This window comes from Flavobacterium sp., assembly GCF_004295795.1.
Lineage (GTDB): Bacteria > Bacteroidota > Bacteroidia > Flavobacteriales > Flavobacteriaceae > Flavobacterium.
Map to the genome: position 1 here is coordinate 1 of NZ_SEBR01000028.1, position 24,886 is coordinate 24,886.

At 46.6% G+C, this 24,886-nt stretch carries 19 protein-coding genes; 7 read left to right on the forward strand and 12 right to left on the reverse strand.

Annotated features, from left to right (window positions below; translation table 11 throughout):
* Positions 1-696: 696 nt before the first annotated feature.
* The 7 genes from rplS to trmD form a co-directional block, all read right to left on the reverse strand.
* A complete protein-coding gene (gene rplS, locus EOO49_RS17350) occupies positions 697-1,056 on the reverse strand; it encodes a 50S ribosomal protein L19 (protein ID WP_290848019.1) in 360 nt (119 codons plus the stop codon).
* Between the two features lie 446 nt (positions 1,057-1,502).
* Positions 1,503-4,595 carry a CusA/CzcA family heavy metal efflux RND transporter gene (locus tag EOO49_RS17355; RefSeq protein WP_290848021.1) on the reverse strand — a complete coding sequence of 1,031 codons (3,093 nt, stop codon included), beginning with the start codon at positions 4,593-4,595 and terminating at the stop codon, positions 1,503-1,505.
* Between the two features lie 3 nt (positions 4,596-4,598).
* Entirely contained in the window at positions 4,599-5,678 is a 1,080-nt protein-coding gene (locus tag EOO49_RS17360; RefSeq protein ID WP_290848023.1) for an efflux RND transporter periplasmic adaptor subunit, read from the reverse strand.
* On the reverse strand, positions 5,675-6,922 hold the full coding sequence (locus tag EOO49_RS17365; RefSeq protein ID WP_290848024.1) for a TolC family protein: 1,248 nt from the start codon (positions 6,920-6,922) through the stop codon (positions 5,675-5,677). Before EOO49_RS17365 ends, EOO49_RS17360 begins: the two co-directional genes overlap by 4 nt.
* A gap of 70 nt (positions 6,923-6,992) precedes the next feature.
* On the reverse strand, positions 6,993-8,354 hold the full coding sequence (locus tag EOO49_RS17370) for a HAMP domain-containing sensor histidine kinase (protein WP_290848026.1): 1,362 nt from the start codon (positions 8,352-8,354) through the stop codon (positions 6,993-6,995).
* Positions 8,351-9,031: a response regulator transcription factor gene (locus tag EOO49_RS17375; RefSeq protein ID WP_290848028.1), complete on the reverse strand. Its 681-nt coding sequence runs from the start codon at positions 9,029-9,031 to the stop codon at positions 8,351-8,353. Before EOO49_RS17375 ends, EOO49_RS17370 begins: the two co-directional genes overlap by 4 nt.
* 94 nt (positions 9,032-9,125) lie before the next feature.
* Entirely contained in the window at positions 9,126-9,806 is a 681-nt protein-coding gene (gene trmD / locus EOO49_RS17380) for a tRNA (guanosine(37)-N1)-methyltransferase TrmD (protein ID WP_290848029.1), read from the reverse strand.
* A gap of 109 nt (positions 9,807-9,915) precedes the next feature.
* Between trmD and EOO49_RS17385 the strand changes: the two genes are divergently transcribed.
* On the forward strand, positions 9,916-11,058 hold the full coding sequence (locus tag EOO49_RS17385) for a sterol desaturase family protein (RefSeq protein ID WP_290848031.1): 1,143 nt from the start codon (positions 9,916-9,918) through the stop codon (positions 11,056-11,058).
* A gap of 168 nt (positions 11,059-11,226) precedes the next feature.
* Here EOO49_RS17385 and EOO49_RS19325 read toward each other — a convergent pair whose 3' ends face one another.
* Both EOO49_RS19325 and EOO49_RS17390 read right to left on the reverse strand, forming a co-directional pair.
* Entirely contained in the window at positions 11,227-11,568 is a 342-nt protein-coding gene (locus EOO49_RS19325) for a DUF5763 domain-containing protein (RefSeq protein ID WP_366927246.1), read from the reverse strand.
* Between the two features lie 2,166 nt (positions 11,569-13,734).
* Positions 13,735-14,427, reverse strand: coding sequence for a hypothetical protein (locus EOO49_RS17390; protein WP_290848033.1), 693 nt, complete (start codon positions 14,425-14,427; stop codon positions 13,735-13,737).
* A gap of 87 nt (positions 14,428-14,514) precedes the next feature.
* On the opposite strand from EOO49_RS17390, the gene EOO49_RS17395 reads away from it, so the two are divergent.
* From EOO49_RS17395 to EOO49_RS17420, 6 genes are all read left to right on the forward strand, one after another.
* Positions 14,515-16,044, forward strand: a complete 1,530-nt coding sequence (locus tag EOO49_RS17395; RefSeq protein WP_290848035.1) for a glycosyltransferase family 39 protein — start codon at positions 14,515-14,517, stop codon at positions 16,042-16,044.
* Between the two features lie 47 nt (positions 16,045-16,091).
* Entirely contained in the window at positions 16,092-17,438 is a 1,347-nt protein-coding gene (locus tag EOO49_RS17400; protein WP_290848037.1) for a hypothetical protein, read from the forward strand.
* A 51-nt stretch (positions 17,439-17,489) separates the two neighbouring features.
* A complete protein-coding gene (locus tag EOO49_RS17405; RefSeq protein ID WP_290848039.1) occupies positions 17,490-19,955 on the forward strand; it encodes a glycoside hydrolase family 3 C-terminal domain-containing protein in 2,466 nt (821 codons plus the stop codon).
* 271 nt (positions 19,956-20,226) lie between these two features.
* On the forward strand, positions 20,227-20,790 hold the full coding sequence (locus tag EOO49_RS17410; protein ID WP_290848080.1) for a putative glycolipid-binding domain-containing protein: 564 nt from the start codon (positions 20,227-20,229) through the stop codon (positions 20,788-20,790).
* A gap of 205 nt (positions 20,791-20,995) precedes the next feature.
* Positions 20,996-22,288: a peptidase T gene (pepT, locus tag EOO49_RS17415; RefSeq protein WP_290848041.1), complete on the forward strand. Its 1,293-nt coding sequence runs from the start codon at positions 20,996-20,998 to the stop codon at positions 22,286-22,288.
* Positions 22,289-22,368: 80 nt separating this feature from the next.
* Entirely contained in the window at positions 22,369-22,962 is a 594-nt protein-coding gene (locus tag EOO49_RS17420; RefSeq protein WP_290848043.1) for a YdeI family protein, read from the forward strand.
* 138 nt (positions 22,963-23,100) lie between these two features.
* Here EOO49_RS17420 and yajC read toward each other — a convergent pair whose 3' ends face one another.
* From yajC to nusB, 3 genes are read right to left on the reverse strand one after another with little or no spacing between them, the layout of a single operon-like run.
* Positions 23,101-23,385: a preprotein translocase subunit YajC gene (gene yajC / locus EOO49_RS17425; RefSeq protein ID WP_290848045.1), complete on the reverse strand. Its 285-nt coding sequence runs from the start codon at positions 23,383-23,385 to the stop codon at positions 23,101-23,103.
* 4 nt (positions 23,386-23,389) lie between these two features.
* Positions 23,390-23,902, reverse strand: a complete 513-nt coding sequence (locus EOO49_RS17430) for a DUF1573 domain-containing protein (protein ID WP_290848047.1) — start codon at positions 23,900-23,902, stop codon at positions 23,390-23,392.
* A gap of 14 nt (positions 23,903-23,916) precedes the next feature.
* Complete coding sequence (gene nusB / locus EOO49_RS17435; RefSeq protein ID WP_290848082.1) at positions 23,917-24,822, reverse strand: transcription antitermination factor NusB; 906 nt, start codon at positions 24,820-24,822, stop codon at positions 23,917-23,919.
* Positions 24,823-24,886 lie beyond the last annotated feature (64 nt).

The following is a 24,886-nucleotide window of genomic DNA, read 5'->3' on the forward strand; positions in this document are numbered from 1 at the left end:
AGAGACAACCGCTAATTCGCAAATTTATTCAGCGGCCGGATTTTGAATTCGCGAATTCGCGGTTTAATCATTTGTAGCGATAAAATTTCATTTCGTGTCGCTCTTGTTTTTGCCACAGATTGCTTTTGGCCAGTTCGCGTTGCTCGGGTCGTGTCCTGATATTTTATAGTTTTTGGCCACGAATACACGAATCTTTGCTGAGATTCGCGTTGCTCGGGTCGCGAATCTATCTTGATGTTGAAAGTAGAGAGTTTCCGTCGGTGGCTAACCTGCAAGGTTTTTTTCAACCTTGTAGGTTTGATGGGTTTTGTTGCGAGCTGTTTTTTTGATTCGCGGACGGATTTGGTTTTTCGCTCGGCTGCGTTAGGGATAAAAGCGGCATCCTTTTGCCAGTCTGAAAGTTCGTGGAAGTGCAAAAGCTGTAGCAAAAGATACAGCGGATAGCCCGGCGCCGGCAAGGATTTGATCTGGAACCCGGGTTTGGACCGGCGCAACGCCCGAAACAAGATTTAAGATTTTTACAGATTTTCTGTAATCAACCATAGCCAGAAAGACCGAAATTAGTAGGGCGGGCGGGTGAAAGTCGCGGTTCCGGTTTCGTGATCCAAAATGAGCGAGTCCAAAAGTCCGGGCGAATTGATTCCAAAAAAAAGCCCCGGAAAAAATCCGAGGCCATTTCTATATTCCAAACAAGAATTAAGCGCGTTGTCTCTTTTCTTCTTTGATCTTCGCTTTCTTACCGGTAAGTTCGCGGAAGTAGAAGATACGGGCACGACGAACGTGACCTTTCTTGTTGATTTCGACTTTCTGCAATGCAGGAAGATTCACAGGGAAGATACGCTCTACACCTACAGCTCCTGACATTTTACGAATCGTGAAAGTTTCAGTGTTACCTGAACCTCTGCGTTGGATTACAACACCTTTGAAAAACTGCGTACGCGTTTTCTCACCTTCCTTGATTTCGTAGTAAACCGTGATCGTGTCACCGGCTCCGAATTCAGGAAACTCTTTTTTAGCTACAAATTCGTCTTGAACGAATTTCATTAAATCTGCCATGATTTAAATTTTAAAAGTTTGAATATCAACGCAACATGCACGGATCTCGTCAGAGGTTGGGTCAATGTGGGCGCAAAAGTAATTAAAAATTGATAATTGGCAAGTAATAATTTGAAAAAGATGGAAGTGATAATTAATGATTGACCAAGAAGCAAATCCCGCTGACCCGCTTTTAGCTTTCTCAAAAACGCCCTGTTTTGCAAGCCCGCGCCAAGAGCTTCCGCTGGTCGCTTTGGCGCGGGTGCAAAACTAGGGCGTTTTTTTCAAAAGGCTAACCGCTTGCATCGGGGCTAGGCCGTGGTTTCCAAAGCGCGATTCGGGATAGGAATGCGTTTGGGTTTCAAAAGGCACAAGGTAAAACGGGAAACGACAGACTTTTCCGTCGGCAGTTATTCTCGCTCACATGAGGACAACGCGTGGATTTCGTCTGTCGTTGACCATTTGTTTTATAGCGATTCGGTTTTCTTTTTGTTGAAAAACCAGAATATGATCGGGAAGACCAAAAGCGTCAAGACAGTTGCGGTGACAAGTCCGCCAATGATTACGATGGCAAGCGGTTTTTGCGATTCCGAACCGATTCCCGTCGAGATCGCCGCCGGCAACAACCCGATCGAGGCCATCAAAGCCGTCATCACGACCGGTCGCGTCCTGACTTTCACGGCTTCAATTATAGAGTCGTCCAGCGTCATTTTTTCCTTGAGATTCTTATGGAATTCCGAGATCAGGATCACGCCGTTCTGGATGCAAATCCCAAGCAACGCAATAAACCCGACGCCGGCCGAAATCCCAAAGTTCATTCCGGTGCAATGCAAGGCGATGATGCCGCCGATTATTGCGAAAGGCACGTTGGCCAGGACCAAAAGCGAATCTTTGATGTTTCCGAAAAGCACGAACAACAACACGAAAATCCCGATAAGACTGATCGGAACCACTTGTCCCAAACGTCCGGTGGCGCGCACCTGGTTCTCGAATTCGCCCGTCCAGCCAATGTTGTAACCCGTCGGAACCTCGACTTTCTTGACTTTTTGTTGGGCTTCGGCGATCGTGCTTCCCAAATCGCGTCCGCGTACCGAGAATTTCACGCCTATGAAGCGCTTGGTGTCGTCGCGGTAAATAAAGGCCGGGCCGGTAATCTTGCGGATCGTCGCGATTTCCTTGAGCGGGATTTTTGCGCCTTCCAACGTCGGAACCTGCAATTTTCCCATATCGGCTTCATCCTTTCGGAACTCACCCGCATAGCGCACCCGAACATCGAATTTGCGCTCGCCTTCGTACTTTTGTGTCGCGGTCTTTCCACCAAAAGCCATTTCCAGAACGGCCTGGGCGTCCGACAAAGTCACGCCGTAAGCCGCCATTTTCTCGCGGTCAAGAATCACGCTGACTTCGGGTTGGCCGATGTTCCTGATGATTCCGACGTCTTCGATCCCTTCGACATTCTCGATCGCCGCGATCACCTTCGTGGCCATATCGTCGAGCTTTTCGAGATCTTCCCCATAAATCTTGACGGCGTTCGCGGCTTTGATTCCGGCGGCGGCTTCGGCCACGTTATCGATGATCGGTTGGGAATAATTGTACGTAATTCCCTGATGGTTCTTGAGTTTGGCGTCCATTTCCGAGATGATGTCATCCACGGATTTTCCGCCGAGTTCTTTCACGGGTTTCAGATCGACCTGGAATTGCACGAAATTGAATCCGTTCGGATCGGTTCCATCGTTCGATCGGCCTTCCTGGGAAAGCACTTTCACGACTTCGGGGAATTCCATGAGTTCCTTGCGCAGTTCGTTGGCGACCTTGGCACTTTCGGGTTGGGAATAACTCATCGGAAGTTCGGCCGTGACCCAAAGCGCGCCCTCGTTGAGTTGTGGCAAAAATTCGGTTCCGAGGAATTTCGCCGATCCGAAAGTCAACGCCATGAAAACCAATGAAATCCCGACGCTCAGTCGTTTGTTTCGATACGTCCACGCAAATCCTTTCTCGACAATTCTGTTCCAGAAGTTGACAAATCTGTTGTTTTTTTCGCGGACGTTCTTGTTCAATAGCATGTGTGCCAAAACGGGAACCAACGTCAGCGTAAAGATCAAAGCTCCGAGCAACGCAAAACCAAGCGTGTAGGCGAGAGGCGAGAACATTTTTCCTTCGACTTTCTGGAAGGCGAAAATCGGGAGCAAGGCCGTGATGATGATGAGTTTCGAGAAAAAGATCGCTTTTCCCATCTCGGTTCCGGTCTTTTTGATGATGCTCGCCTTGGCCAGTTTGTTGAATTTGTCCATGCCTTTTTTGTGGGCGACGTGATCCAAGGTCACGAAAATTCCCTCGACCATGACAACGGCTCCGTCGATGATGATCCCGAAATCGACCGCTCCGAGCGAAAGCAGATTCGCGCCCATGCCTTTCATCCGAAGACAGAAAAAGGCGAACAAAAGCGACAACGGGATCACGATGGCAACGGTCAAAGTCGTGCGCCAATCTGCCATGAACAGGAAAACGATCACCGTGACCAGCAAAATTCCCTCGAGCAAGTTGTGCATTACGGTTTCCGTCGTGAAATTCATCAAGTTGTCGCGGTCGTAAAACGTTTCGATTTTTACGTCAGACGGAAGCACGCGCTCGTTTATTTCGGAGATTTTGGCCTTGACACGACCCAGGACTTCCTGCGGATTCTCGCCTTTTCTCATGATGACGATTCCCTCGACGACATCGTCCCTTTCGTTCAATCCGGCTTGACCGACTCTAGGATAAGAACTGTCGGAAACATCGGCGACATTCTTTACCAGCACGGGATTTCCGCCCGCTTCCTTGACGATGATGTTTCCGATATCGACGCGGGATTGCAGTAATCCGACACCTCTCACGACATAAGCCTGTCCGTTTTTCTCGATCACGTCGCCGCCCACGTTGAGGTTCGATTTGTTCACGGCCTCAAAGACTTCCAAAGGCGTGATGTCATATTTGGTAAGGCGATTCGGGTCGACCGAAATCTCGTAGGTCTTTTCCTGTCCGCCAAAAGATGCGATATCGGCAACTCCCGGAACGGCGCGCAACTGTCTGTCGATGACCCAATTTTGCAGCGTCAAAAGGTTTTGGACGTCCCGGTTTTTGCCTTTGAGCACGTATCGGAAAACCTCGCCCGTCGGTCCGTAAGGCGGTTGCACTTCAGGATCGACATCGTCCGGAAGCGCAACCGTCGCAAGTTGGTTGTTGACTTGTTGTCGCGCGAAGAAATCCTCGACATCGTCGTCGAAAATGATCTTGATGACCGAAAGTCCGAACATCGAAATACTGCGCACACTCGTTTTTTTCTGCACGCCACTCATGGCGATCTCTACCGGAGTTGTCACGAAACGCTCGATTTCCTCGGCACTTCGGCCTTTCCATTGCGTCACGATCACGATTTGGGTGTTGGTCACGTCGGGAAAAGCCTCGATGGGCATTTCGCGGAACGAAAGATATCCGGCAACGGCCACGATTCCGACCCAAAAGAAGGTGAAGGCCTTGTTCTTGAGCGAAAAGGCGATGATGCTTTTTATGAATTTGTTCATGGTTTAGTCGTTTAGGGCGTCGTACACCAAAAGTTGGTTCTGTGTCATGACTTTTTCGTTCTCCGAAAGTCCGGACGAGATGTAAGTGATGTCACCGACTTGTCGAAAAACCTCGACCTGGCGCGTTTCTATGTTGTTCCGATCCTTGAAAACCATCACGAAATTCTTGCTCTTGTCGAAAATTATCGACTTGGACGGAACGGCGATCATCTGCTTGTTTTTTTCCTCGTAGAACAATTTGATGCTGGCTCGCATTTCGGGTTTGAGGCCAAAATCAGGGTTCGTCAATTTGATCACGACCTTCATCGCTTTGGTGTCGGGATCGATGATGTTGAAGATCTTGTCGACTTTGCCGTCGAAAACCTTGTCGGGATAACTCAACGTCGTGACTTGTGCCGATTCGCCTTCGTGCACGCGGTTGATGTCGCCTTCGGTCACGTTGGCGATCGCCCAGACTTCGTTGATTTCGGCTATGTCGAAGATGTTGTCGCTTCGGTCATCTCTCAAAAGCATGTCCTGGTTGATGTTTTTCTGGATGATAAAGCCGTTCAAAGGCGAGCGAACCTCGTAAACCGCACCCGATTTTATGTTGTAGATGCTGTAAGTTTCCTTGACGCGTTGCAGCTGCGACTTCGATTTCTCGTACTCGCTTTTGGCCTGGATGACTTCGCGGTCAGACGTGAGTTTTCCCTCATACATTTCCTGTGCGACCTTGTAATTGTTGCGCGCCACGATCACGTCGTTGTTCGCGTCGTCGAGTTCTTTCTGGAAATTGGCCACTTCGGTACTTCTGATCGTTGCCAAAAGCTGGCCTTTTTTGACGTAATCGCCCAATTCGACATAGACTTTCGAGACGCTTCCGCCAACAATCGGATAAACTTCTATCGTCTTGTTGTTGTCGGCCTGGATTTTTCCGTAAAAAGTGTCTTCGTTCCGCAGCGGTTTTACGGTTGCCGATTCGGTTTGTGTCGTTTTCAGCATAGCGTCGCTGAGTGCGAAAGTCTGGCGCATTTCTGGCGTCTCGCTTTTTTTACAGCCGAAAAGCACAGCCGATGTCGCGAAAAGTAAGATGATTTTTTTCATGGTTGGAATAAGGTATCGTTCACAAGATGATTCAGGGTTTCGCCCGACAAAATGAGTTGTTTGTAGCTTTCGTTCAGGTTGAGCACGCTCAGGTTGTAGCTTTCCATGAAGTCGGTGAATTCGTTCAGCGAAATGTTGCGCTTTTGGAAATTGCTGAGTATGCCTTTGTTGACCGATTCGAGATTGTCGTAAACCGATTCCTTGATGGCCAGAATCTGCTTGCGGTTCTCGTCCCAGATCGCATAAGCCGATTCAAGGTCAGCCTTGAGTTCGAAGAGTTTGCGTTCGCCGTCGGTCTTCGACTTGGCCAGTTCGGCTTCGGACACTTTGATGTTCCCTTTGTTTTTGTTCCAAAGCGGAAGCGGAATCCCGACCCGCATATTGGTCTCGTTTCGGAAAGCACCCGAAAACTGGTCGTATCCGGCGCCGACTGTAACGTCGGGAATGGCAAGTGATTTCTGGAATTTGATGTCGACCTGGCGCGCCTCGATTTCCAGCAAAGCAATTTTGTACTCCGGATTTTTCTCTTTTCCGATGAGCAACAGATCGTCTGGTTTCTCAAGTAGTTTGGCGAATTTTCCGATCAGGTTTTTCGATTCGGCCAAAGGTTCGACGGGCGTGTCGATTCCCGTAAGCAAGGCGAGATTGCGTCTTTCTTCGGACGCGTTTTTGAAAATCTCGATGCGTTCGTGCCTGATGTCGAGCAAAAGCGATTGCAGACGCACGACTTCCTTGAGCGCGACATTTCCTTTTTCGGCCTGGCTTTCGTAGGCCGATACGAGCTGTTCGATCTGGGAAATCTGGTTGTCGAGAAGTGCCAGTTTTTTGGCGTCGAAATAAATCGCGTAGAAGCTTTTGCGCAGTTCGAACCTGAGGTTGAAAAGCAATTCCTCGAATTCCAAGGCTGCGATTTCGGCTTTTTTCCGCGCGAGTCTTACCTCGTTTTTCTTTTTTCCGCCAAGGTAAATCAGTTGGTCGATCGCGATGGTTTTTTGTTTTCCGACGTCGAAGAAAGTGTCGGTCTCCGGATTGTACGCATTCCAGTCTGCCGAAATGTAAGGATGTTCCCAAATTTTGGCTTGGATGATTTCGGCTTGGGCGGACGCGATGTCATACTGTCGGGCGAGCAGCATCAGGTTGTTTTTCTGGAGCGCCTGTTCGCAATCCTCGAGCGTCATCGCATTTTTTTGCGCGAACGCCGAAGCCGCCAAAACGGAAATCAGGGTTAAGGTGATCGTTCTCATCTTTGTCATATTGACGGCAAAGATGTTGAGCCGACCTTAAATCGACCTTTAGTCCGACCTTAAAAATACCTTAATTCGAAGTGGTAAAAAGCAGTGTGAAAGTGTGGATCCCGCCAAATTCGAAATAGGAAACCGACACATTGTGATAGTCAAGAATCCTTTTGGCAATGCGCAGTCCGAGTCCCGAACCTTGAGTTGCCGCCGAATTTTCCCCGCGAACGAAAGGTTCGAAGATTTTGGGGATGATGTCCTGTGAAATCGGTTGTCCGGAATTCGAGATTTCGGCCACGAGCCCTTTGGCCGATTGGGAAATCCTCACGTTAACCTTCTTGTCATCGGAATACAGATAAGCGTTTCGGAACAGGTTCAGGAATACGATCTCAAGAAGCGACTTGATGCCGCGAATCTCCAAATCTGGATCCTGCTCGCCCGAAATAGCGAAATTCAGATGAAAATCAGGATAAACCGACTGTGTTTTCGAAAAAGCGTCGAAAATGATCTCGTCGATGCGCTCCAACCCGAATTCGGACGGCGATTGTTCGTTCATGCGCGCGAGCAGCAAAAGCGAGTGGATCAAATCGGCGATCTGACCCAGATCGGCTTTCATGTTCTGCAAGTAATTCTGCGTTTCCTCCGAATGGTTTTCCTGGCGCAAAAGTGAATCGAGCTGCAACGTCAGTCGCGAAACGGGCGTGCGAAGTTCGTGCGAAGCATTAGAGGTGAATTCCTTTTGGGCGTTGAACGAATTGTCGATGCGTTGCAACATTTCGTTGAAAGTCCGCGTCAACACGGCGATTTCGTCATTTTCACTTGACACTTCCAAGGTCGAATGAAGTTGATTGGCCGTGATATTCGTGATGTCGTTCTGGAAATCGTCAAGCGGTTTGAGCTGTTTCCGTATGAACGCGTAAGTCGAAAACCACACGATCGCCGTTCCCAGAAAAAAGGAGACCAACAAAATCTGCAACAAATAATCGAGTTGTTGGTGGCCGTATTTGTCCTCGGCCGCAATCAAGACGTAGTAGTCGTTCGTGCCTTTGAAATCGTAAAAAACGCCCACGAGATCTTTTTCGGCAACCGATCGGAAAATCTTTTTCTCGGTCTTGAGTCGCTTGAGATCGTTGAGATTCCAGGCGATCGTCGCATCGTCGATACTGCTGTAGATGAGTTTGTAACTGGCGTCGAACACCAAAGTCTTCTCGTTGTAAAGTTTGTTGATCGTATTCTGGTCGATCAGTTTCAGCATTTGCCTGTCGATCTGGCGGATCTCGAACAAAAGCCGCGTCGTAGTGAAAGCCTTGTCTTCGAGGCGATTTCGGAATTCGTCCTTTCGGAAACTCGCCGACGAAATATAAAGCAACACAGCGGAAAGCCCGTACAAAATCGAGAAGGCGATGCTGATGTTGATGGCTATTTTGCGTTTGAGCGTCATTCGTTCGACAGATAATATCCGAATCCCGGTCTTGTGTGGATCAATTTTTCTTCGAAATTCCTATCGATCTTCTTGCGGATATAATTGATGTAGACCTCGATCGTGTTCAGGTTCGTGTCGAAATGCGTGTCCCAAAGTTGTTCGGAAATCGCGGTTTTCGACAACACACGGCCTTTCGCGCGTGCCAAAAGCAATAACAACTGGTATTCTTTCTGCGTAAGCGGGATTTCGTTTCCGCCTCTTACCACTTTTGAGCTGGTCGTGTTGATTTCGAGATCGCTTATCGAAATGATCTCGTCCGATTGTTGTGGAACGTTGCTTCGCCTGAGCAAAGATTGGATCCGCATGAGCAATTCCTCGGGATGGAATGGTTTCACAAGGTAATCGTCGGCGCCCGACTGGAAGGCGTCTCTTTTATCCGATACGTCGCCATAAGCCGTAAGCATCAGGATTGGCGTGGCTTTGTCGGTTTCCCGAACCTTGGCGCAAACATCGAGTCCGTTCATTTTCGGAACGTTTATGTCGAGAACGAACAAATCGTACTTGTCGTTCTTGAGTTGACGGAAAAAAAGTTCACCATCGAATACCGCCTCGCAAACCATATTCTGGCTCGTGAGAAAACCGGCGACTTCTTTTGAAAGCACCGGATCGTCTTCGAGAAGCAGTATTTTGGGCATTCTATGTTTTTTACATTTCCGATGAAAACAATTCTGGATCAAGGTTCAGGGTTTATAACCCTGAGGTCACGGGTTTGGAAACAACGAAAAATTGTTACTCGTTCTCCAGCAAATCCGGACGCCTTGTCTTGGTGTGCTCGTAAGCCATGTCCTCGCGCCATTTTTCGATTTTGGCGAAATTCCCGCTCAATAGTACATCTGGCACTTTCCAACCTTTATACTCGGACGGACGTGTGTAAACAGGCGGCGCAAGCAAATTGTCCTGGAAACTGTCGGTCAAGGCCGATGTTTCGTCGGACAAAACGCCTGGAATCAACCTTATCAATGCATCCGAAAGAACCAGAGCACCAAGTTCGCCTCCGCTCAGGACATAATCCCCGATCGAGATTTCCTTGGTGATGAACTGATCCCGCACGCGCTGGTCGACACCTTTGTAATGTCCGCAAAGGATGATGATGTTTTCGTAAGACGACATGCGGTTGGCCATTTGCTGGTTCAGGGTTTCTCCGTCAGGCGTCATGTAGATCACTTCGTCATATTCGCGTTCAGACCTAAGGTGAGAGATGCAATCGTCTATGGGTTGAATCGTCATAACCATTCCCGCTCCTCCGCCAAACTGGTAGTCGTCCACGCTTTTTTGCTTTTGCTTGGTATAATCGCGCAGGTTGTGGAAATGCACTTCCACGAGACCTTTTTCGATGGCGCGTTTCATGATTGAACCTTCAAAAGGACTTTTCAGCAAGTCCGGCAGAACCGTAATGATGTCGATACGCATGGCTTTATTTTGTGGCTGCAAAGGTAATTATCTTGGCCGAGCAATTAAATTTAGGGAATCATAATATCGCCAATGCGTCTTTATATATATTAGCGCACGAAAAAGTTTGATGATGGAAGTAAAAGAAAATCTGAAGTTTGGCCAGGGATTGATCAGCGGATACGTATCTGTTTTCCTAGGTATAATGGCGCTTTTAGGCGTGATTTGTTTCAAATATCCCGAGTGGCTTACGACACCCGAATTTCGTGCGGTGTATACCGGAGCGTCGATGAAAATACTCTTGACGGCCTCTATCATCGCCGCGATGTTGTTTGCGATTCTGAGTTTTATGCTCAGCAGGAACAAAAAATGGCCTTTGATCGGGCTGTTGTTCATCACCGCTACGATTGTTGTCGGAGGATTCGACGTCGATCCGCGGCCGGTAAGCAATACGCGCTGGCATTTGGGACTTGACTGGCTTTTGCTGGATTTGTTGCTCATGGCTGTTATTTTTATTCCGATTGAAATGGTTTTCCCGAAGCGCAAAGGCCAACGCACCTTTCACGAGGAATGGCGTACCGACCTGGTTTATTTTTGCGTGAGCCATTTGTTGGTTCAGTTCTTTGGTATAATCACGCAACAGCCTGCCAAATTGCTGTTCGGTTGGATGGGATTGTCGGGTTTGCACGAATGGACGCAAAGCCTGCCGTTTGCCATCGAGTTGCTGTTTGCATTTTTCATCACCGATCTGGCCCAATACTGGACGCATCGTTTTTTTCACACGCATCACTTTTTGTGGCGTTTTCACTCGATTCACCACTCCACTGAAAATATGGACTGGCTAGCCGGATCGAGAACGCATTTCATTGATATTTTCGTGACGCGTTCCATGGCGTTCGTGCCGCTTTATGTCTTTGGTTTTTCAACACTGACCTTTAACGTCTACATTGTCTTTATGGCCATTCATGCCGTTTTGATCCATTCCAATACGCGAATCAACTTCGGTTTCCTCAAGTATGTATTTGCCACGCCACAATATCATCACTGGCATCATTGCAAGAATCCGAATCACTATGGGAAAAATTTCGCGACGATTTTTCCTTTCATCGACATGATTTTCGGTACGTATTACCTTCCCAAAAACGAATGGCCGGAAGACACCGGATTACTGGAAGCCAATTTTCCGAAAGGCTATGTGAAACAAGCGATTTATCCGTTTACGAAAAGCCCGTTTGACAGCGACCTCGAAATGGAAGAATACTCAAAACGATAAAATACGACTCCTGCATTGCGGGAGTTTTTTGTTGATGCCAGGCATTCTCTAAAGTGACGTTAGCGATGAACTTGTTCCTGTTCAGGAGCTTTGTCGTTTTTGAAATTTGATTCTCCGTTCGGATAAACATTTTTCCAATAATAGACTGCACGCGATAAAACGCAACGTTCAATCCGGTTGGTGCTGAAAACAATATCCGTTTCCGATACTAGTCATATGCTTGCAGCGCTTTCCTTTTTTGGTCGTGCCCAAGCATTGCATCGTTCCGGGTTTTTCGCCAGAGGTTGATGCCTTTTTAACGACACCCTGAATCTGGCTCGGTTTGCAAATTTTGCAAGGCGTCAATCCAATTGCCGAAGCATCTTCTACAGACAATGCCTCGGACGTATTCTTTACCGTATGGCAGTTCGAAGTGTGATACTTCTTGCCCGACGGTGTCTTATAGACAGTTTGCGCCTTGACAAAAATTGGGGATAACAGTAGCAACAGAACTAAAATTGCGTTTCTCATTCTTTTGGAATAGCGGAGATTCGCGAAAAATACAACTTTTGTTTCCTTTTGGACCGGTAATCACGTCGGTTTGAATTCTTTCCACCGATAACAAATATTGGTGTTGCTGATTTTTTTACCACGAATCCTGGAATTCATGGTTTGCTTTCGCACGATCGAAAATCGACTGCTTAAAAAAGCGTCGGGACAATCTGAATTTTATCAATGCTCAAATTTCTGCCACGGATGCACGTATTTGCACAGATCGAGGTCGCACGCTTCGAAAAACATTGGGACAGCCTTAATTTTCCTTGTGCATTTTTTTTGCCACGAATACGCGAATTTACGCGGATCGCACGAATTAAACGATTTGCTGTCGATTTCCACGGATCGAAGTTGGTTTCTTAGAAAAGCATCGGAAAAACCTTAACGACCTTAATTATCTTAATTGTTCAATTTTTTGCCACGAATACACGAATTTACGCGGATCACGAGTTAAACGATTTGCTGTCGAATTCCACGGATCAAAGTTGTTGTCTTCGAAAAGCATCGGAAAAACTTTAACGACCTTAATTATTTTAATGGTTTAATTTTTTGCCACGAATACACGAATTTACGCGGATCGCACGAATAGGCGATTTGTTGTCGAGTTCCACGGATCAAAGTTGTCGGCTTCGAAAAGCATCGGAAAAACCTTAACGACCTTAATTGTTCAATTTTTTGCCACGAATACACGAACTTACGCAGATCGCGCGCGTTAGACGATGCTGTCGAATTCCACGGATCGAAGTTGGTTTCTTCGAAAAGCATCGGAAAAACCTTAATGACCTTAATTATCTTAATTGTTCGATTTTTTGCCATGAATACACGAACTTACGCAGATCGCGCGCGTTAGACGATGCTGTCGAATTCCACGGATCGAAGTTGGTTTTTTCGAAAAGCATCGGAAAAACCTTAACGACCTTAATTATCTTAATTGTTCAATTTTTTGCCACGAATACACGAATTTACGCAGATCGCGCGCGTTAGACGATGCTGTCGAATTCCACGGATCGAAGTTGGTTTCTTCGAAAAGCATCGGAAAAACCTTAACTACCTTAATTATCTTAATTGTTCAATTTTTTGCCACGAATACACGTACTTACGCAGATCGCGCGCGTTAGACGATGCTGTCGAATTCCACGGATTGAAGTTGGTTTCTTCGAAAAGCATCGGAAAAACCTTAACTACCATAATTATCTTAATTGTTCAATTTTTTGCCACGAATACACGTACTTACGCAGATCGCGCGCGTTAGATGATGCTGTCGAATTCCACGGATTGAAGTTGGCTTCTTCTAAAAACATCGGAAAAACCTTAACGACCTTAATTATCTTAATTGTTCAATTTTTTGCCACGAATACACGAACTTACGCAGATCGCGCGCGTTAGACGATGCTGTCGAATTCCACGGATTGAAGTTGGCTTCTTCGAAAAGCATCGGAAAAACCTTAACGACCTTAATTATCTTAATTGTTCAATTTTTTGCCACGACTCTACGAACTTACACGGATCGCACGAATTAGACGATCTGGTGTCGAATTCCACGGATCGAAGTTGGTTCCTTCGAAAAGCATCGGAAAAACCTTAACGACCTTAATTATCTTAATTGTTCAATTTTTTGCCACGAATACACGAACTTACGCAGATCGCGCGCGTTAGACGATGCTGTCGAATTCCACGGATCAAAGTTGTTGTCTTCGAAAAGCATCGGAAAAACCTTAATGACCTTAATTATCTTAATTATCTTAATGGTTTAATTTTTTGCCGCGACTCTAAAACAAACTTAGCTTTCCAATCATCTTAATTGGTCTATCAGTGATAACAAACGGACAGCAACCCGAAAACCCAAACTTCAATCCATCCCGAACAGGAACCAAAATCACCGTTTCCGTAAACGTTGTGCAAAACATCCGTCACTTCGAACCTTGCAAACATAGCAAGTCGAAATGGATGAAGCCGTTTTTAAACGTTTACTGTCGTTTATAAGCGTTTACAAACGTTTACTGTCGGATAAATCGGGTGACAGGGTTCGGACAAACGCGCAATTATCCCAGCAGTCAAAAGGGTTTACGACAAAGTGAGAGGCAACCGAGCAATTTTTTTCGGAGGGAAAAATAGTTAGGAGACGATGGATTTCATTGCCGTTTACGTCCGCTCAGGGATCAAATCAGGTTGTGTTTTGTTGACCTGATAGACAAATTCCAACATGCAATAAGCGGCAATTGCGCCGAAAGTGTGCCACAGGAAATGCGTCCCGATCGAAATCCAGCCGTATTTGTCGATAACCCGGAAAGCAAGCGCGAACACGAACGAAATCCAGGCGAATCCAACCCATCGGCCATTGCGGAAATGGTTTTTGAAAAGGAAAGCCAATACGGGGAAAAGCACCAAAAGTCCCAGAACGGCATAGTTGAGGTTGATGTAGAATTGAATAGCATCGCCGTCACCCTGAAGCTGTTGCCTGATGAAATACTGGAAAAAGCCGTAACCCACGATCAAAAGCGCGCCTATGTACCAACGCGTGAGCTTGGCCACGAAGTAAACTCCGGTAAAAACGCACAGTAACATTATAGGTAGCCAGTCCATCATGATGAAGAATCCCCATTGGCGCAAACCGTGATAGATGCTGCCGCCAACGGCTCCGATCGTGAGCAGCAAAACGGAAAATGTCAGGTAGAGATGTTCGCGATAGGTGCCTTTGAGTTTCCAAAGCCAGAAAATGGCGAGCGCAAGAAAAAACAGTGACGTGATGGCGTTCAGCGGTTCTGGAAATAGGTTTTCCAGATTCGTTTCGGTGTAAGGCATTCCGCCGTCCAGCGGGATTTTTGGCGTTTCCATGTCGCAACTTTTCGACTAAAATTAAAGCAATCGAGCTTACCTCCGACATACATTTCACTAACTTTAACCGTTTCCTAACCCATAGCGATGAAACGGAACTTACTGCTGCTTTTTTTTATACTCGTCAAATTCGCGCTCAATTTCAAATTGGTCAATCCGGTTTACGAGCTGCATCGCGACGAATTCCTGCACTTGGATCAGGCCAACCACCTTGATTTTGGCTATTTGTCGGTGCCGCCTTTGACTTCGGTTTTTGCTGTCGTGATCCAGGTTTTTGGGAATTCGGAATTTTGGGTGCGATTTTTCCCATGTCTTTTCGGAGCCTTGACTCTGACAGTCGTGTGGAAAACGATAGAATCGCTTGGCGGAAGTTGGTTTGCATTGATTCTTGGTGCATTTTCGGTGCTTTTTTCGGCCTTGCTTCGCATCAATATGTTGTTCCAACCCAATTCTTTCGAGGTTCTGGCGTGGACATTTTCATGTTTTGCCTTTATACGGTATTTCCAGTCCGGGCAAATTCGTTGGATTTATTTCGCGTTTGTCTCGCTGGGATTTGGCTTCCTTAATAAGTACAACATCGCATTTTTGGCGATTGGATTTTTCGTGCCATTTGCTTTTTCGATGCATCGGAAATTGCTTTTGAACAGCCATTTTTGGTTCGCTGCATTGGTCGGTTTCGCGATTGTCCTTCCAAATTTGATCTGGCAGATTCTGAACGGATTTCCCGTCATCCATCACATGAAACTGCTCAAGGAAACCCAATTGGACAACGTATCGACAGCCGACTTTTTGAAAGAGCAACTCTTGTATTTTATAGGTGAAATCCACGTAATGATCGCGGCGATAGTGGGACTTTTGGTGTCGAAATCGCTGCGTCCGTATCGCATTTTTGTATGGAGCCTGATCTCGACGCTGGTCATTTTCGTGCTGCTTCACGCAAAAGGTTATTACGCGATTTCGTTGTATCCGATTTTCCTCGCGTTCGGATCTGTCGTCTTGGAGCGACGTCTCACAGGAAAATCCGGACTGATTCTGAGAGGTATTTCTCTGGCGCTTCCCGTCGGATTTTTGGTCGCGATTTACCCGATAGCGTTTCCTGTGAGCGAGCCATCGATCATGAAAGACCGCGTGGCCGACAATCCCGATTTGCACCTGGCGCGTTGGGAAGACGGAAAAGACCACGATCTGCCTCAGGATTTTGCCGATATGTTGGGTTGGAAGGAACTCGCAGCAAAGGTCGATTCGGCACTGGCGCAACTTCCGGCGAACGAAAGGACGATCGTGCTTTGCGACAATTACGGTCAGGCCGGAGCGGTAAATTTCTACAGTAAAAATCGCGCAATCAACGCCGTGACGATGAACGCCGATTACGTGAATTGGTTCGATTTGCGCCAGCCGATACGAAATGTGGTTTTGGTGCGCGAGAATTCCGAGGAAAATCGGTTCATAAGCCGCTATTTCGGTTTTTTCGAATCGGTTTACGAAACTGGGGAAATCGAGAATGCATTTGCGAGGGAAAAAGGAACTTCGGTTTACGTTCTCAAAAGTGCGTCGGCAAACATCAATTCGTTGTTGCAGAATGACATTGCGTCGGAAAAACAAAGCTGGAAAAATTGAGTCGTAACAATACCATCGTATTTGACGTTATGTTAAAAACCACGAGCATGATCAGAAATCTTACACTTTCGGCAGTTGCGCTGCTACTTTTTTCGTGTGACAAAAGAGAATCTTCAGTCAAGGTTGGGTCGGATCGCGATAGTTTAAAACCGATTTCATCCGAAGCGGAAAACGCAAATTCGATGTTTGACAGTGTTTCCGGAAAATCGAATTCCGAAGTAAAATCAGATCCAAAAGTCGAAAAATGGACGACACGACGTTTCGCAAAACCATCGGTTTCCATTGTGATCGATCCGAAAAAGGACACCATCATCACTTTGCCCGAAGGCACGAAACTCAATATCGCAGGCGACAGTTTCGTTTTCGCGACTTCACAAAATGCGGTTTCGGGGAAAATCACGCTCAAAGTCAGGGAGTTTTATCGTCTGGAAGACATTTTGAAAGCCGGATTGTCGACCACGAGCGGAAATCGGATGTTGGAAACAGGCGGAATGTTATTTATCGAAGCCGAATCCGAAGGCAAGAAACTTAAATTGGGTGAAGGAAAGGAAATGGAAATCGCATTCGCATCGGCGGTAAAAAGCGACATGGAACTTTTCCTGGGCAAAGAAGAAAAAGAAGGCATCGATTGGGAAAAGCCTGCTATGAGCGAGTATGTCGTGCCGAATGTCAGTCGCGTCACAAGCTTTTCTATGCAAGATATACGATTGAAATTCAAGTTCGATCTCTCCGAAGAAAAGCAAGGTCTTTACCGAATTAGGATGAAGCCCGACGGAACGATTCTCGAAGCCAAAACGATCCAAAGCATCACACCAACGATCGACGGACATATCGAACAACAGCTGATTGGGCAAAAGGTGCTGCTTTCCGGGTATTTACCGAACCACGAAATCACGAATGTCATGCCGGTAACCTTGAATCCGGCCGATAGAATAGGACAAAAGGCGATGAAGTACTCGATGGCCAAAACTGAAATTGAGAAAGGGAAAGCGCGTAAACAGGCAATCGCGCAAAAAGAAATTTCCAAAGTCACAAGATTTTTCAGGACACCACAACTTGGTTGGATCAATTGCGACCGTTTCCTGAATTTGCCCGGCGATAAGTCCGATCTCGCATTTGACATCGGGAATAATGAGTTGACCACCATTTTTCTGGTCTTCAGAAACAGCAAATCGGTTCTGGCGCGAACCACTTCGGCAAGTGCGGTAACCTTCGCAAATCTGCCAAGGGGCGAACCTGTGACGGCAATCGCGATCAAGTCGGACAAAGACGGACTTTACATTTCCAGGGAAAACATCGAGGTTTCTTCGGATAAAATGGCGTTCAATTTCCGTAAATCGGATGCGGTATCGGCCCAAAATGAAATTGCGGGCTGGGCGAACCAACAATGGTGATTTGGAAACCGTGTTTTATTTTCTACCTTTAAAACACAACATTTCCAACACATGAGATTGACCATCGCCATTTTGGCACTTACGGCTTCACTCCAAGCCCAGACTTACAAAGACATCAAAGCGACTGCCGACGAAAGAGCCGCGAGTCTGCTCAAAAAAATGACACTCGAGGAGAAAATCGACTACATCGGCGGCTACAAGGATTTTTACATCCGAGGCATTTCGCGCCTCAATCTTCCCGAAATCAAGATGACCGACGGACCTGTCGGAGCCCGCAATTACGGAAAAACCACGGCTTATCCGGCGTCGATCCTGGCTGCTGCCACTTGGGACACGGAACTTGCGTTCGCTTACGGGGACGCGATCGGAAAAGACGCAAGGGAACGCGGCGTGCACATTTTGCTCGCACCCGGAGTCAACATCTACCGCGCTCCCATGAACGGACGCAACTTCGAATATTTGGGAGAAGATCCGTTTTTGGCCGGAAAAATGGCCGTACACTATATAAAAGGTGTGCAGGGTCAAGGTGTCGTGGCGACTGTCAAGCACTTCGCGGCGAACAATCAGGAATGGGATCGCAACAATGTGAGTTCCGACGTGGACGAACGCACGCTTCGGGAAATCTATCTTCCCGCATTCAAAATGGCAGTTCAAGACGCAAAAGTCGGAGCTGTCATGAACAGTTACAATCTTATAAATGGCGAGCACGCGACACAAAATTCGCATCTGAACAACGACATTCTCAAAGGCGAGTGGAAGTTTGACGGGATTTTGATGTCGGACTGGGTTGCGACATACGACGGCGTTGCAGCGGCAAAAGGCGGACTCGATCTGGAAATGCCGTCTGGAAAATTCATGAACAGGGATACGCTTTTGCCCGCAATCAAGAAAGGAGAATTATCCGAAAATGTGATTAACGATAAGGTGATGCGGATTCTCAGGATCATTTTTAAATTCGGATTTTACGACCAACCGTACGAGATGGCCAAGGAATTGAAACCGAATAAAGAGAATGAGAAAGTGGCTCTGGAAGTCGCTCGCGGCGGAATGGTCTTGCTCAAGAACGACGGTGTACTTCCGTTGCAGAAATCGGTGAAAACCATTGCGATAATCGGGCCTAACGCCGATTCCAATGCTGCCGGAGGTGGAAGTTCTTACACGGCGTCTTTCCGTTCGGTTTCTTTGGTCGATGGGATCAGGAATGTGGCTCCGTCGGCAAAAATAACGGTGGTCAAAAACGCGATCCCGGTGTTGGAAACTTATGTGGAAAATTCGCCGTTTTTTGTTGCGAAAGGCGCTTCGGAAAAAGGATTGAAAGCAGAATACTTCGCGAACAAGAATTTTGAGGGGAAGCCGATTGCGACTGTAGTGGACAAAAACATAAACCACAAATGGACCGACAAGCCAGAAGTGGCGAGCGTTCCGGCGGACAATTTCTCGATTCGTTTTACCGGAGTCGTGCGTCCGGCGAAATCAGGATTATACAAGTTTGGAGTAAAAGGCGACGACGGCTTCCGATTGTGGGTCGACGGCAAGGAAATCCTCAACGAATGGGGCGACCACGCGGCTTTGCTCAAAGTCAAGGAATTGAATCTGGAAGCCGGGAAAGAATACGATATCAAACTCGACTATTATGAAAATGGCGGCGATGCGACGATTGTCTTTGCCGCCTATCAGGAAAATGTCGGTTTTGAAGATGCCGTGAAAGCCGCGAAAGCTTGTGAAATCGCGATCGTTTCCATAGGATTCGATTCGAGCGGGGAAAGCGAAGGTTTCGACAGGACTTTTGAGTTGCCGGCCTATCAGGCTGATTTGATCAAGGCGGTTTCGGCTGCGAATCCAAATACGGTTGTGGTTTTGAACGCAGGCGGAAATGTCTTTATGCAAGATTGGTTGCCGAAAGTGAAAGGCTTGCTACACGCTTGGTTTCCGGGTCAGGAGGGCGGAACGGCGGCGGCCGAAATCTTGTTCGGGAAGGTGAATCCGAGTGGTAAATTGCCGGCGAGTTTCGAAAAAGAGTGGAAGGACAACCCGACACACGACAATTATTACGACGCTGACAAAGACAAGAGGGTTTCCTACAAAGAAGGTTTGGATTTAGGCTATCGTTTTTATGACAAAAGCCAGACGAAACCGCAGTTTCCGTTCGGGTTCGGGCTTTCATACACGACGTTTGAGTATTCGGATCTCAAGATCGATGAGAGCTCGAAAGGCTTGGTTTTGGTAACTTTCAAGATAAGGAATGCCGGAAAGTTCGATGGTGCGGAAGTGGCTCAAGTATACGTTTCCCAGGAAAAATCGCCTGTCGAGCGTCCGTTGAAAGAACTCAAAGGCTTCTGCAAGACTTTTCTCAAAAAAGGCGAGAGCAGGACGATCACGATAAAATTGGATGCCGACGCTTTTTCGTATTACAAAACAGATAAAAAGGCATTCGGATACGATGCCGGTGTTTTTGGAATCCTCGTCGGATCGTCTTCCCAAGACATAAAACTCAAAGGCAAAGCCAATCTTTTCTGATAATCCAGACTAGTTCCCAAAATCAATTTGTGAGTGAAAACCGCCGTGAATAAAGGCACAGGCTAAAGATATCCAAGAAATTATCCGACAGTAAACGCTTACAAACGTTTATAATCGACAGTAAACGTTTAAAAACGGCTTCGTACGAAAAGGTTGTTTAAGTTGCGGTCGGATTTGAAATGCAAAAAATTTAGTGTTGCATACAAGGTTGTGTCGCGTTATCGGGATTTGTGAGAAAGTCCGGAATGTGATCTGAATTTTGAAGATAACGATGTTGGACAAAAAGGTAATTTGGCATAGCGCGTATTTCGGTACTGTCGAACGGTGTTGGGTTCGCAAGTTCGAATATGGCTATCGCGTGGATTCGGAAATTGAAATGTCGAATTTTCAGAATCGCGTTTTCGGGAACGCTGTTTATTCCATTGCTACAGACGTGGACTGGAATGTGACCGCTTTTGAAATCACATCTACTTTGGGCGGATCGCGTTTTGTGCTGGCTGGAAAGTCCGATGGTAAAGGCAATTGGGAAATCGATGGCAAAGACGCGCCAAGACTGAGCGGTTGTTTTGATATCGACATTTTGCCGACGCCTTTTACGAATTTGCTCCCTGTTCGCAGGTTGGATTTTACGCAGCAAAAAGTTTGGGAGATTGATGTGATTTACATCGATTTGACGACTGGTTCGTTCGAGCGTAAACGCCAACGTTACACGAAACTGTCTGAACGTGAATTCAGGTTCGAGACGATTCCCGAAGATTTCGAGGCCGTGATTCTCGTGGATGAAATCGGATTGGTGATGGACTATCCGGGATTGTTCCGAAGACAGGATTCCTAGCCCCGATGGCAGTGGAAAGCCCGCAGCGACTGCGCCTTTATTTTTAGGTTTTGGCAAAGCGACCAACGGAAGCTCTTGCCAAGGCCATAAAAATTTGGCGAGGGCGTGAGGACTTGCAGCAGACAGCGGGAATCAGCTACTAAAACCAGTGAAAGTTAACACCGAAAAATGGGCGTAATGCCTACCTTTGTTAAAATTTTATACCATGCAAAATATCATCGACCGTTTCGTCAGTTATGTGACGATCGATACCGAGAGCGACGCCAAGTCGAATACAACGCCAAGCACGCCAAAACAGTTGGTTCTCGCAAGCCTTTTGGCCAAAGAACTCGAGCAAATCGGGATGACTGAAGTGACGCAAGACCAAAATGGTTATGTGATGGGAACTTTGGAAAGCAATATTAGACACGAAGTTCCAACCATAGGATTCGTTTCGCATTACGACACTTCGCCTGATTTCACGGGAGCGAACGTCAAACCACAAATTGTGGAGAATTACGACGGAAAAGACATAGTACTTAACAAGGAACGGAACATAGTGCTTTCGCCAGGTTATTTCAAGGATCTATTGCAATACAAAGGACAGACTTTGATCACGACCGATGGAACGACATTGCTCGGAGCCGACGACAAAGCCGGGCTTACCGAGATCGTCACAGCAATGGAATACCTGATCAAAAATCCCGAGATCAAGCACGGCAAAATTCGGGTTTGTTTTACTCCTGACGAGGAAATCGGGCGCGGTGCGGATCATTTCGACGTGGAAAAATTCGGGGCGCAATGGGCTTACACGATGGATGGAAGCCAGATCGGGGAACTCGAGTATGAGAACTTCAACGCCGCCGGAGCGAAAGTTACCTTCAAGGGAAAAAGTGTGCATCCGGGTTATGCGAAAGGCAAGATGATAAACTCCATGCTGATTGCAAATGCGTTCATCAATGAACTTCCGAAAGGCGAAATTCCTCAGGAAACCAAAGGATACGAAGGGTTTTTTCACGTTGTAGGACTTTCGGGAAGCATAGAGGAAAGTGTGGTCGAACTGATTATCCGAGACCACGATATGGCCAAGTTCCAAAAACGCAAAAAGCACGTGGAAAAGGTCGTCGGGCAAATCAACAAGAAGTTCGCCAAGCAATTTGGTGAAGACATAGCCGTCGCTGAAATCACTGATCAATATTACAACATGCGCGAAAAGGTCGAGCCTGTGATGCACATTGTAGATCTGGCCGAACGCGCTATGAAGGATTTGGGTATCAAGCCGCTTATCAAACCAATCCGCGGTGGAACTGACGGAAGCCGCTTGTCTTATATGGGATTGCCTTGCCCGAATATTTTCGCCGGCGGACACAACTTCCACGGAAAATACGAATACGTTCCGGTGGAAAGCATGCAGAAAGCCGTCGATACGATCATTCGAATCGCCGAACTTACCGCGACGACTGATTTTTCGGCAAAACCAAAACACAAAAAGGACAAAAAAGGCAAGAAGAAAAAGTAATGTTTTTTAGTATAAGGCATCGCAACAAACGGTGCCTTTTCAATTTCCATGATTTTATAACTTGCCCGAAAATAACGCTAGTGTCAACGTCAGAAAAGAAAAATCCGTGGGACAAATCGGGTCAGTGGCCTGAAGAAATGAATGCGCTCAAAGCCATTATCGCCAAAACCGAACTCGTGGAAATGACCAAGTGGGGCGGACCGGTTTTTACTATAGGCATTAAGAATGTGATTGGGATTGGCGGCTTCAAGAACTATGTTGCGCTTTGGTTTTGGAATGGCGTTTTCCTAAAGGACAAAGATAAAAAACTCGTGAACGCGAACGAAGGCGTGACCAAAGGTTTGCGTCAGTGGCGATTTGATTCCAAAGCCGAAATCGAATGCGATGAAAAGCTGATATTTGCCTATATCGAGGAAGCGATCGCGAATGAGAAAGCGGGTTTGTCGATAAAACCCGAGAAAAAGCAGACCGTGATTTCCGAATACTTTCAAAACGCTTTGGACAGCGATTTCGAACTTCAGTCGGCATTTGAAAAACTCAAGCCAGGAAAGCAACGGGAATATCTTGAGTATGTCGATACGGCAAAACAGGAAAAGACAAAAGATGCGCGTTTGGAGAAAATTGCGCCAATGATCAAATCAGCTATCGGGCTCAACGACAAATACAAAAAGTAGTTCTGTCGACCGTAAGCGGATCGATCAAGAAAGCTTTTGAAAAGAAGCCAGCGCAAATTTTCCTATTCAATTACAAATTTTCCAAAAAAAAAAGCCGCCCGAATTAACGACAGCTTTTTGTAATATCTCGGAAAAAAATTACTTTTTCTCTACGACAGGCGCATTCAAAGCGGCGCTCATTTCCATTGAGATTGCCGAACGCTCGTACTTGATTTTTCCGGCCATCGTCTCGATTACGACCGTTTTGTCGTTCAATTCTGAAACGCGTCCGTGCATTCCGCCTTTGGTGATGACCTTGTCACCCACTTTCAGCGTGCTTTCAAAAGCTTTTTCCTTTTTCATTCGTCTTTGTTGCGGCAATATCATGAACAGATAAATGACCACGAACATCAAGACTAACGGTATGATTTGATTGTATCCCATTATTTTATTGATTTTTATCTTTGATCGAAGCGTGAATCTGAAGGCGCTCCATTCCTTTTTCGGTATTGGTTTCCAAAGTCACCGATTTTGTTTGTTTTCCGTGTTTTCCGGTAGAGTTGAACGACACCTTGATTTCGGCTTCCTGGCCTGGTTTTACTGGCTCTTTAGGGTATTCCGGAACCGTGCAACCGCAAGAACCTTTCGCATTTGAGATCAAAAGGTCGCCTTCGCCCGTATTCTTGAACTTGAAGTTGTAAGTGACTTTGTCTCCCGGATTGATCAAACCGAAATCGTGCTCGCTTTTTTCGAAAGCGATGACAGGATATTTCCCGTCGGCCGGTGGCGCAGGTTTTGTTGCGGGAACGTCTGGTCCGCCGATGTTTGGTTCAGGATTTGGAGTCGCATTCGAAATTGGCGTATCCTGTGCATTTGGATCGATTTTGTCCGAAGCGTTCTCCTGTTTGCAAGACGTAAGCACGATAGAGGAAAGTGCCAACGCAAAAACGAGTTTTTTCATTTGGATGATTACTGTTAGAGCAAGCCGCGGCCCGCTTTGTTCAACTTATTGGCTGTCTGGAATTCCTTGACGAGGTTGTCGAGAATCCCGTTTATGAAAATGCTGCTTTTTGGGGTCGAGTATTCTTTGGCGATCTCAAGGTATTCGTTGATCGTGACTTTTATAGGAATTGACGGGAATTTCAAGAACTCACAAATCGCCATTTTGAGGATGATCGTGTCGATTTCGGCAATCCTTTCGGTGTCCCAATTCGGTGTTTTGTCCATGTATTCCTTGGCAAGTTCACTTTCGTTAAGAACAGTCTTGCGGAACAATATCGTCACGAAATCGCGGTCTTCATTGTCCTTGTAAAGTTTGGACACGCGAAACTCCTGACCTGCTTCGATAGCCCTGAATTCTTTCTGTAATTGGGTGTTTACCAACGGAATGTCATCTACCCAAGTCAGTCTGTAATCTTCGAGATAGTCGTAAAGTTTCTCGTTCGGAACGATCACATCTGTAAACAAATCGACCAAAAACTGCTTGTCCTCGGCGAAGTTGTTTACGCGATTCGACATGTATTTTTCGTACAATGCGCTCGCCTTGATGTCTTTCAACAACAGCAAGATGTAATCGTCGTTAAGTTTCCAGTTGTTGATTTTCCTGTCCTCGATGGCGATGCTCAAAGAGTTGCTTTCGTCCAGCATCGTAAGGATGCCGTTGTTGACGAATTTGAGGTTCGGATTGCGTTCGTCCTGAGTACTGAGGTGTTTTTTGCTGGCTTTTTCGAGGTAATCGGATTCGCTGCTGCGGATTTCGATCAAGGCCGACAACATGATGAGATAGAGGTCGAACATGCCCTCGATGCTGTGAAGGAGAAACTTTTCCTGTTTTTCCAAGTTGTCTGAACCATTCTGATGCATCGCGTAAATCGACTGCATCACCTTGATACGGATATGTCTTCTGTTTAACACCTGTAAGAACTTTTTCTAATTAAAAACGGAG

Excerpts from the sequence above, each read along its gene's own strand:
- rplS (WP_290848019.1), bottom strand. The coding sequence starts at position 1,056 with ATGGCAGATTTAATGAAATTCGTTCAAGACGAATTTGTAGCTAAAAAA.
- EOO49_RS17355 (WP_290848021.1), bottom strand. The coding sequence starts at position 4,595 with ATGAACAAATTCATAAAAAGCATCATCGCCTTTTCGCTCAAGAACAAG.
- EOO49_RS17360 (WP_290848023.1), bottom strand. The coding sequence starts at position 5,678 with ATGAAAAAAATCATCTTACTTTTCGCGACATCGGCTGTGCTTTTCGGC.
- EOO49_RS17365 (WP_290848024.1), bottom strand. The coding sequence starts at position 6,922 with ATGAGAACGATCACCTTAACCCTGATTTCCGTTTTGGCGGCTTCGGCG.
- EOO49_RS17370 (WP_290848026.1), bottom strand. The coding sequence starts at position 8,354 with ATGACGCTCAAACGCAAAATAGCCATCAACATCAGCATCGCCTTCTCG.
- EOO49_RS17375 (WP_290848028.1), bottom strand. The coding sequence starts at position 9,031 with ATGCCCAAAATACTGCTTCTCGAAGACGATCCGGTGCTTTCAAAAGAA.
- trmD (WP_290848029.1), bottom strand. The coding sequence starts at position 9,806 with ATGCGTATCGACATCATTACGGTTCTGCCGGACTTGCTGAAAAGTCCT.
- EOO49_RS17385 (WP_290848031.1), top strand. The coding sequence starts at position 9,916 with ATGATGGAAGTAAAAGAAAATCTGAAGTTTGGCCAGGGATTGATCAGC.
- EOO49_RS19325 (WP_366927246.1), bottom strand. The coding sequence starts at position 11,568 with ATGAGAAACGCAATTTTAGTTCTGTTGCTACTGTTATCCCCAATTTTT.
- EOO49_RS17390 (WP_290848033.1), bottom strand. The coding sequence starts at position 14,427 with ATGGAAACGCCAAAAATCCCGCTGGACGGCGGAATGCCTTACACCGAA.
- EOO49_RS17395 (WP_290848035.1), top strand. The coding sequence starts at position 14,515 with ATGAAACGGAACTTACTGCTGCTTTTTTTTATACTCGTCAAATTCGCG.
- EOO49_RS17400 (WP_290848037.1), top strand. The coding sequence starts at position 16,092 with ATGATCAGAAATCTTACACTTTCGGCAGTTGCGCTGCTACTTTTTTCG.
- EOO49_RS17405 (WP_290848039.1), top strand. The coding sequence starts at position 17,490 with ATGAGATTGACCATCGCCATTTTGGCACTTACGGCTTCACTCCAAGCC.
- EOO49_RS17410 (WP_290848080.1), top strand. The coding sequence starts at position 20,227 with ATGTTGGACAAAAAGGTAATTTGGCATAGCGCGTATTTCGGTACTGTC.
- pepT (WP_290848041.1), top strand. The coding sequence starts at position 20,996 with ATGCAAAATATCATCGACCGTTTCGTCAGTTATGTGACGATCGATACC.
- yajC (WP_290848045.1), bottom strand. The coding sequence starts at position 23,385 with ATGGGATACAATCAAATCATACCGTTAGTCTTGATGTTCGTGGTCATT.
- EOO49_RS17430 (WP_290848047.1), bottom strand. The coding sequence starts at position 23,902 with ATGAAAAAACTCGTTTTTGCGTTGGCACTTTCCTCTATCGTGCTTACG.
- nusB (WP_290848082.1), bottom strand. The coding sequence starts at position 24,822 with ATGCAGTCGATTTACGCGATGCATCAGAATGGTTCAGACAACTTGGAA.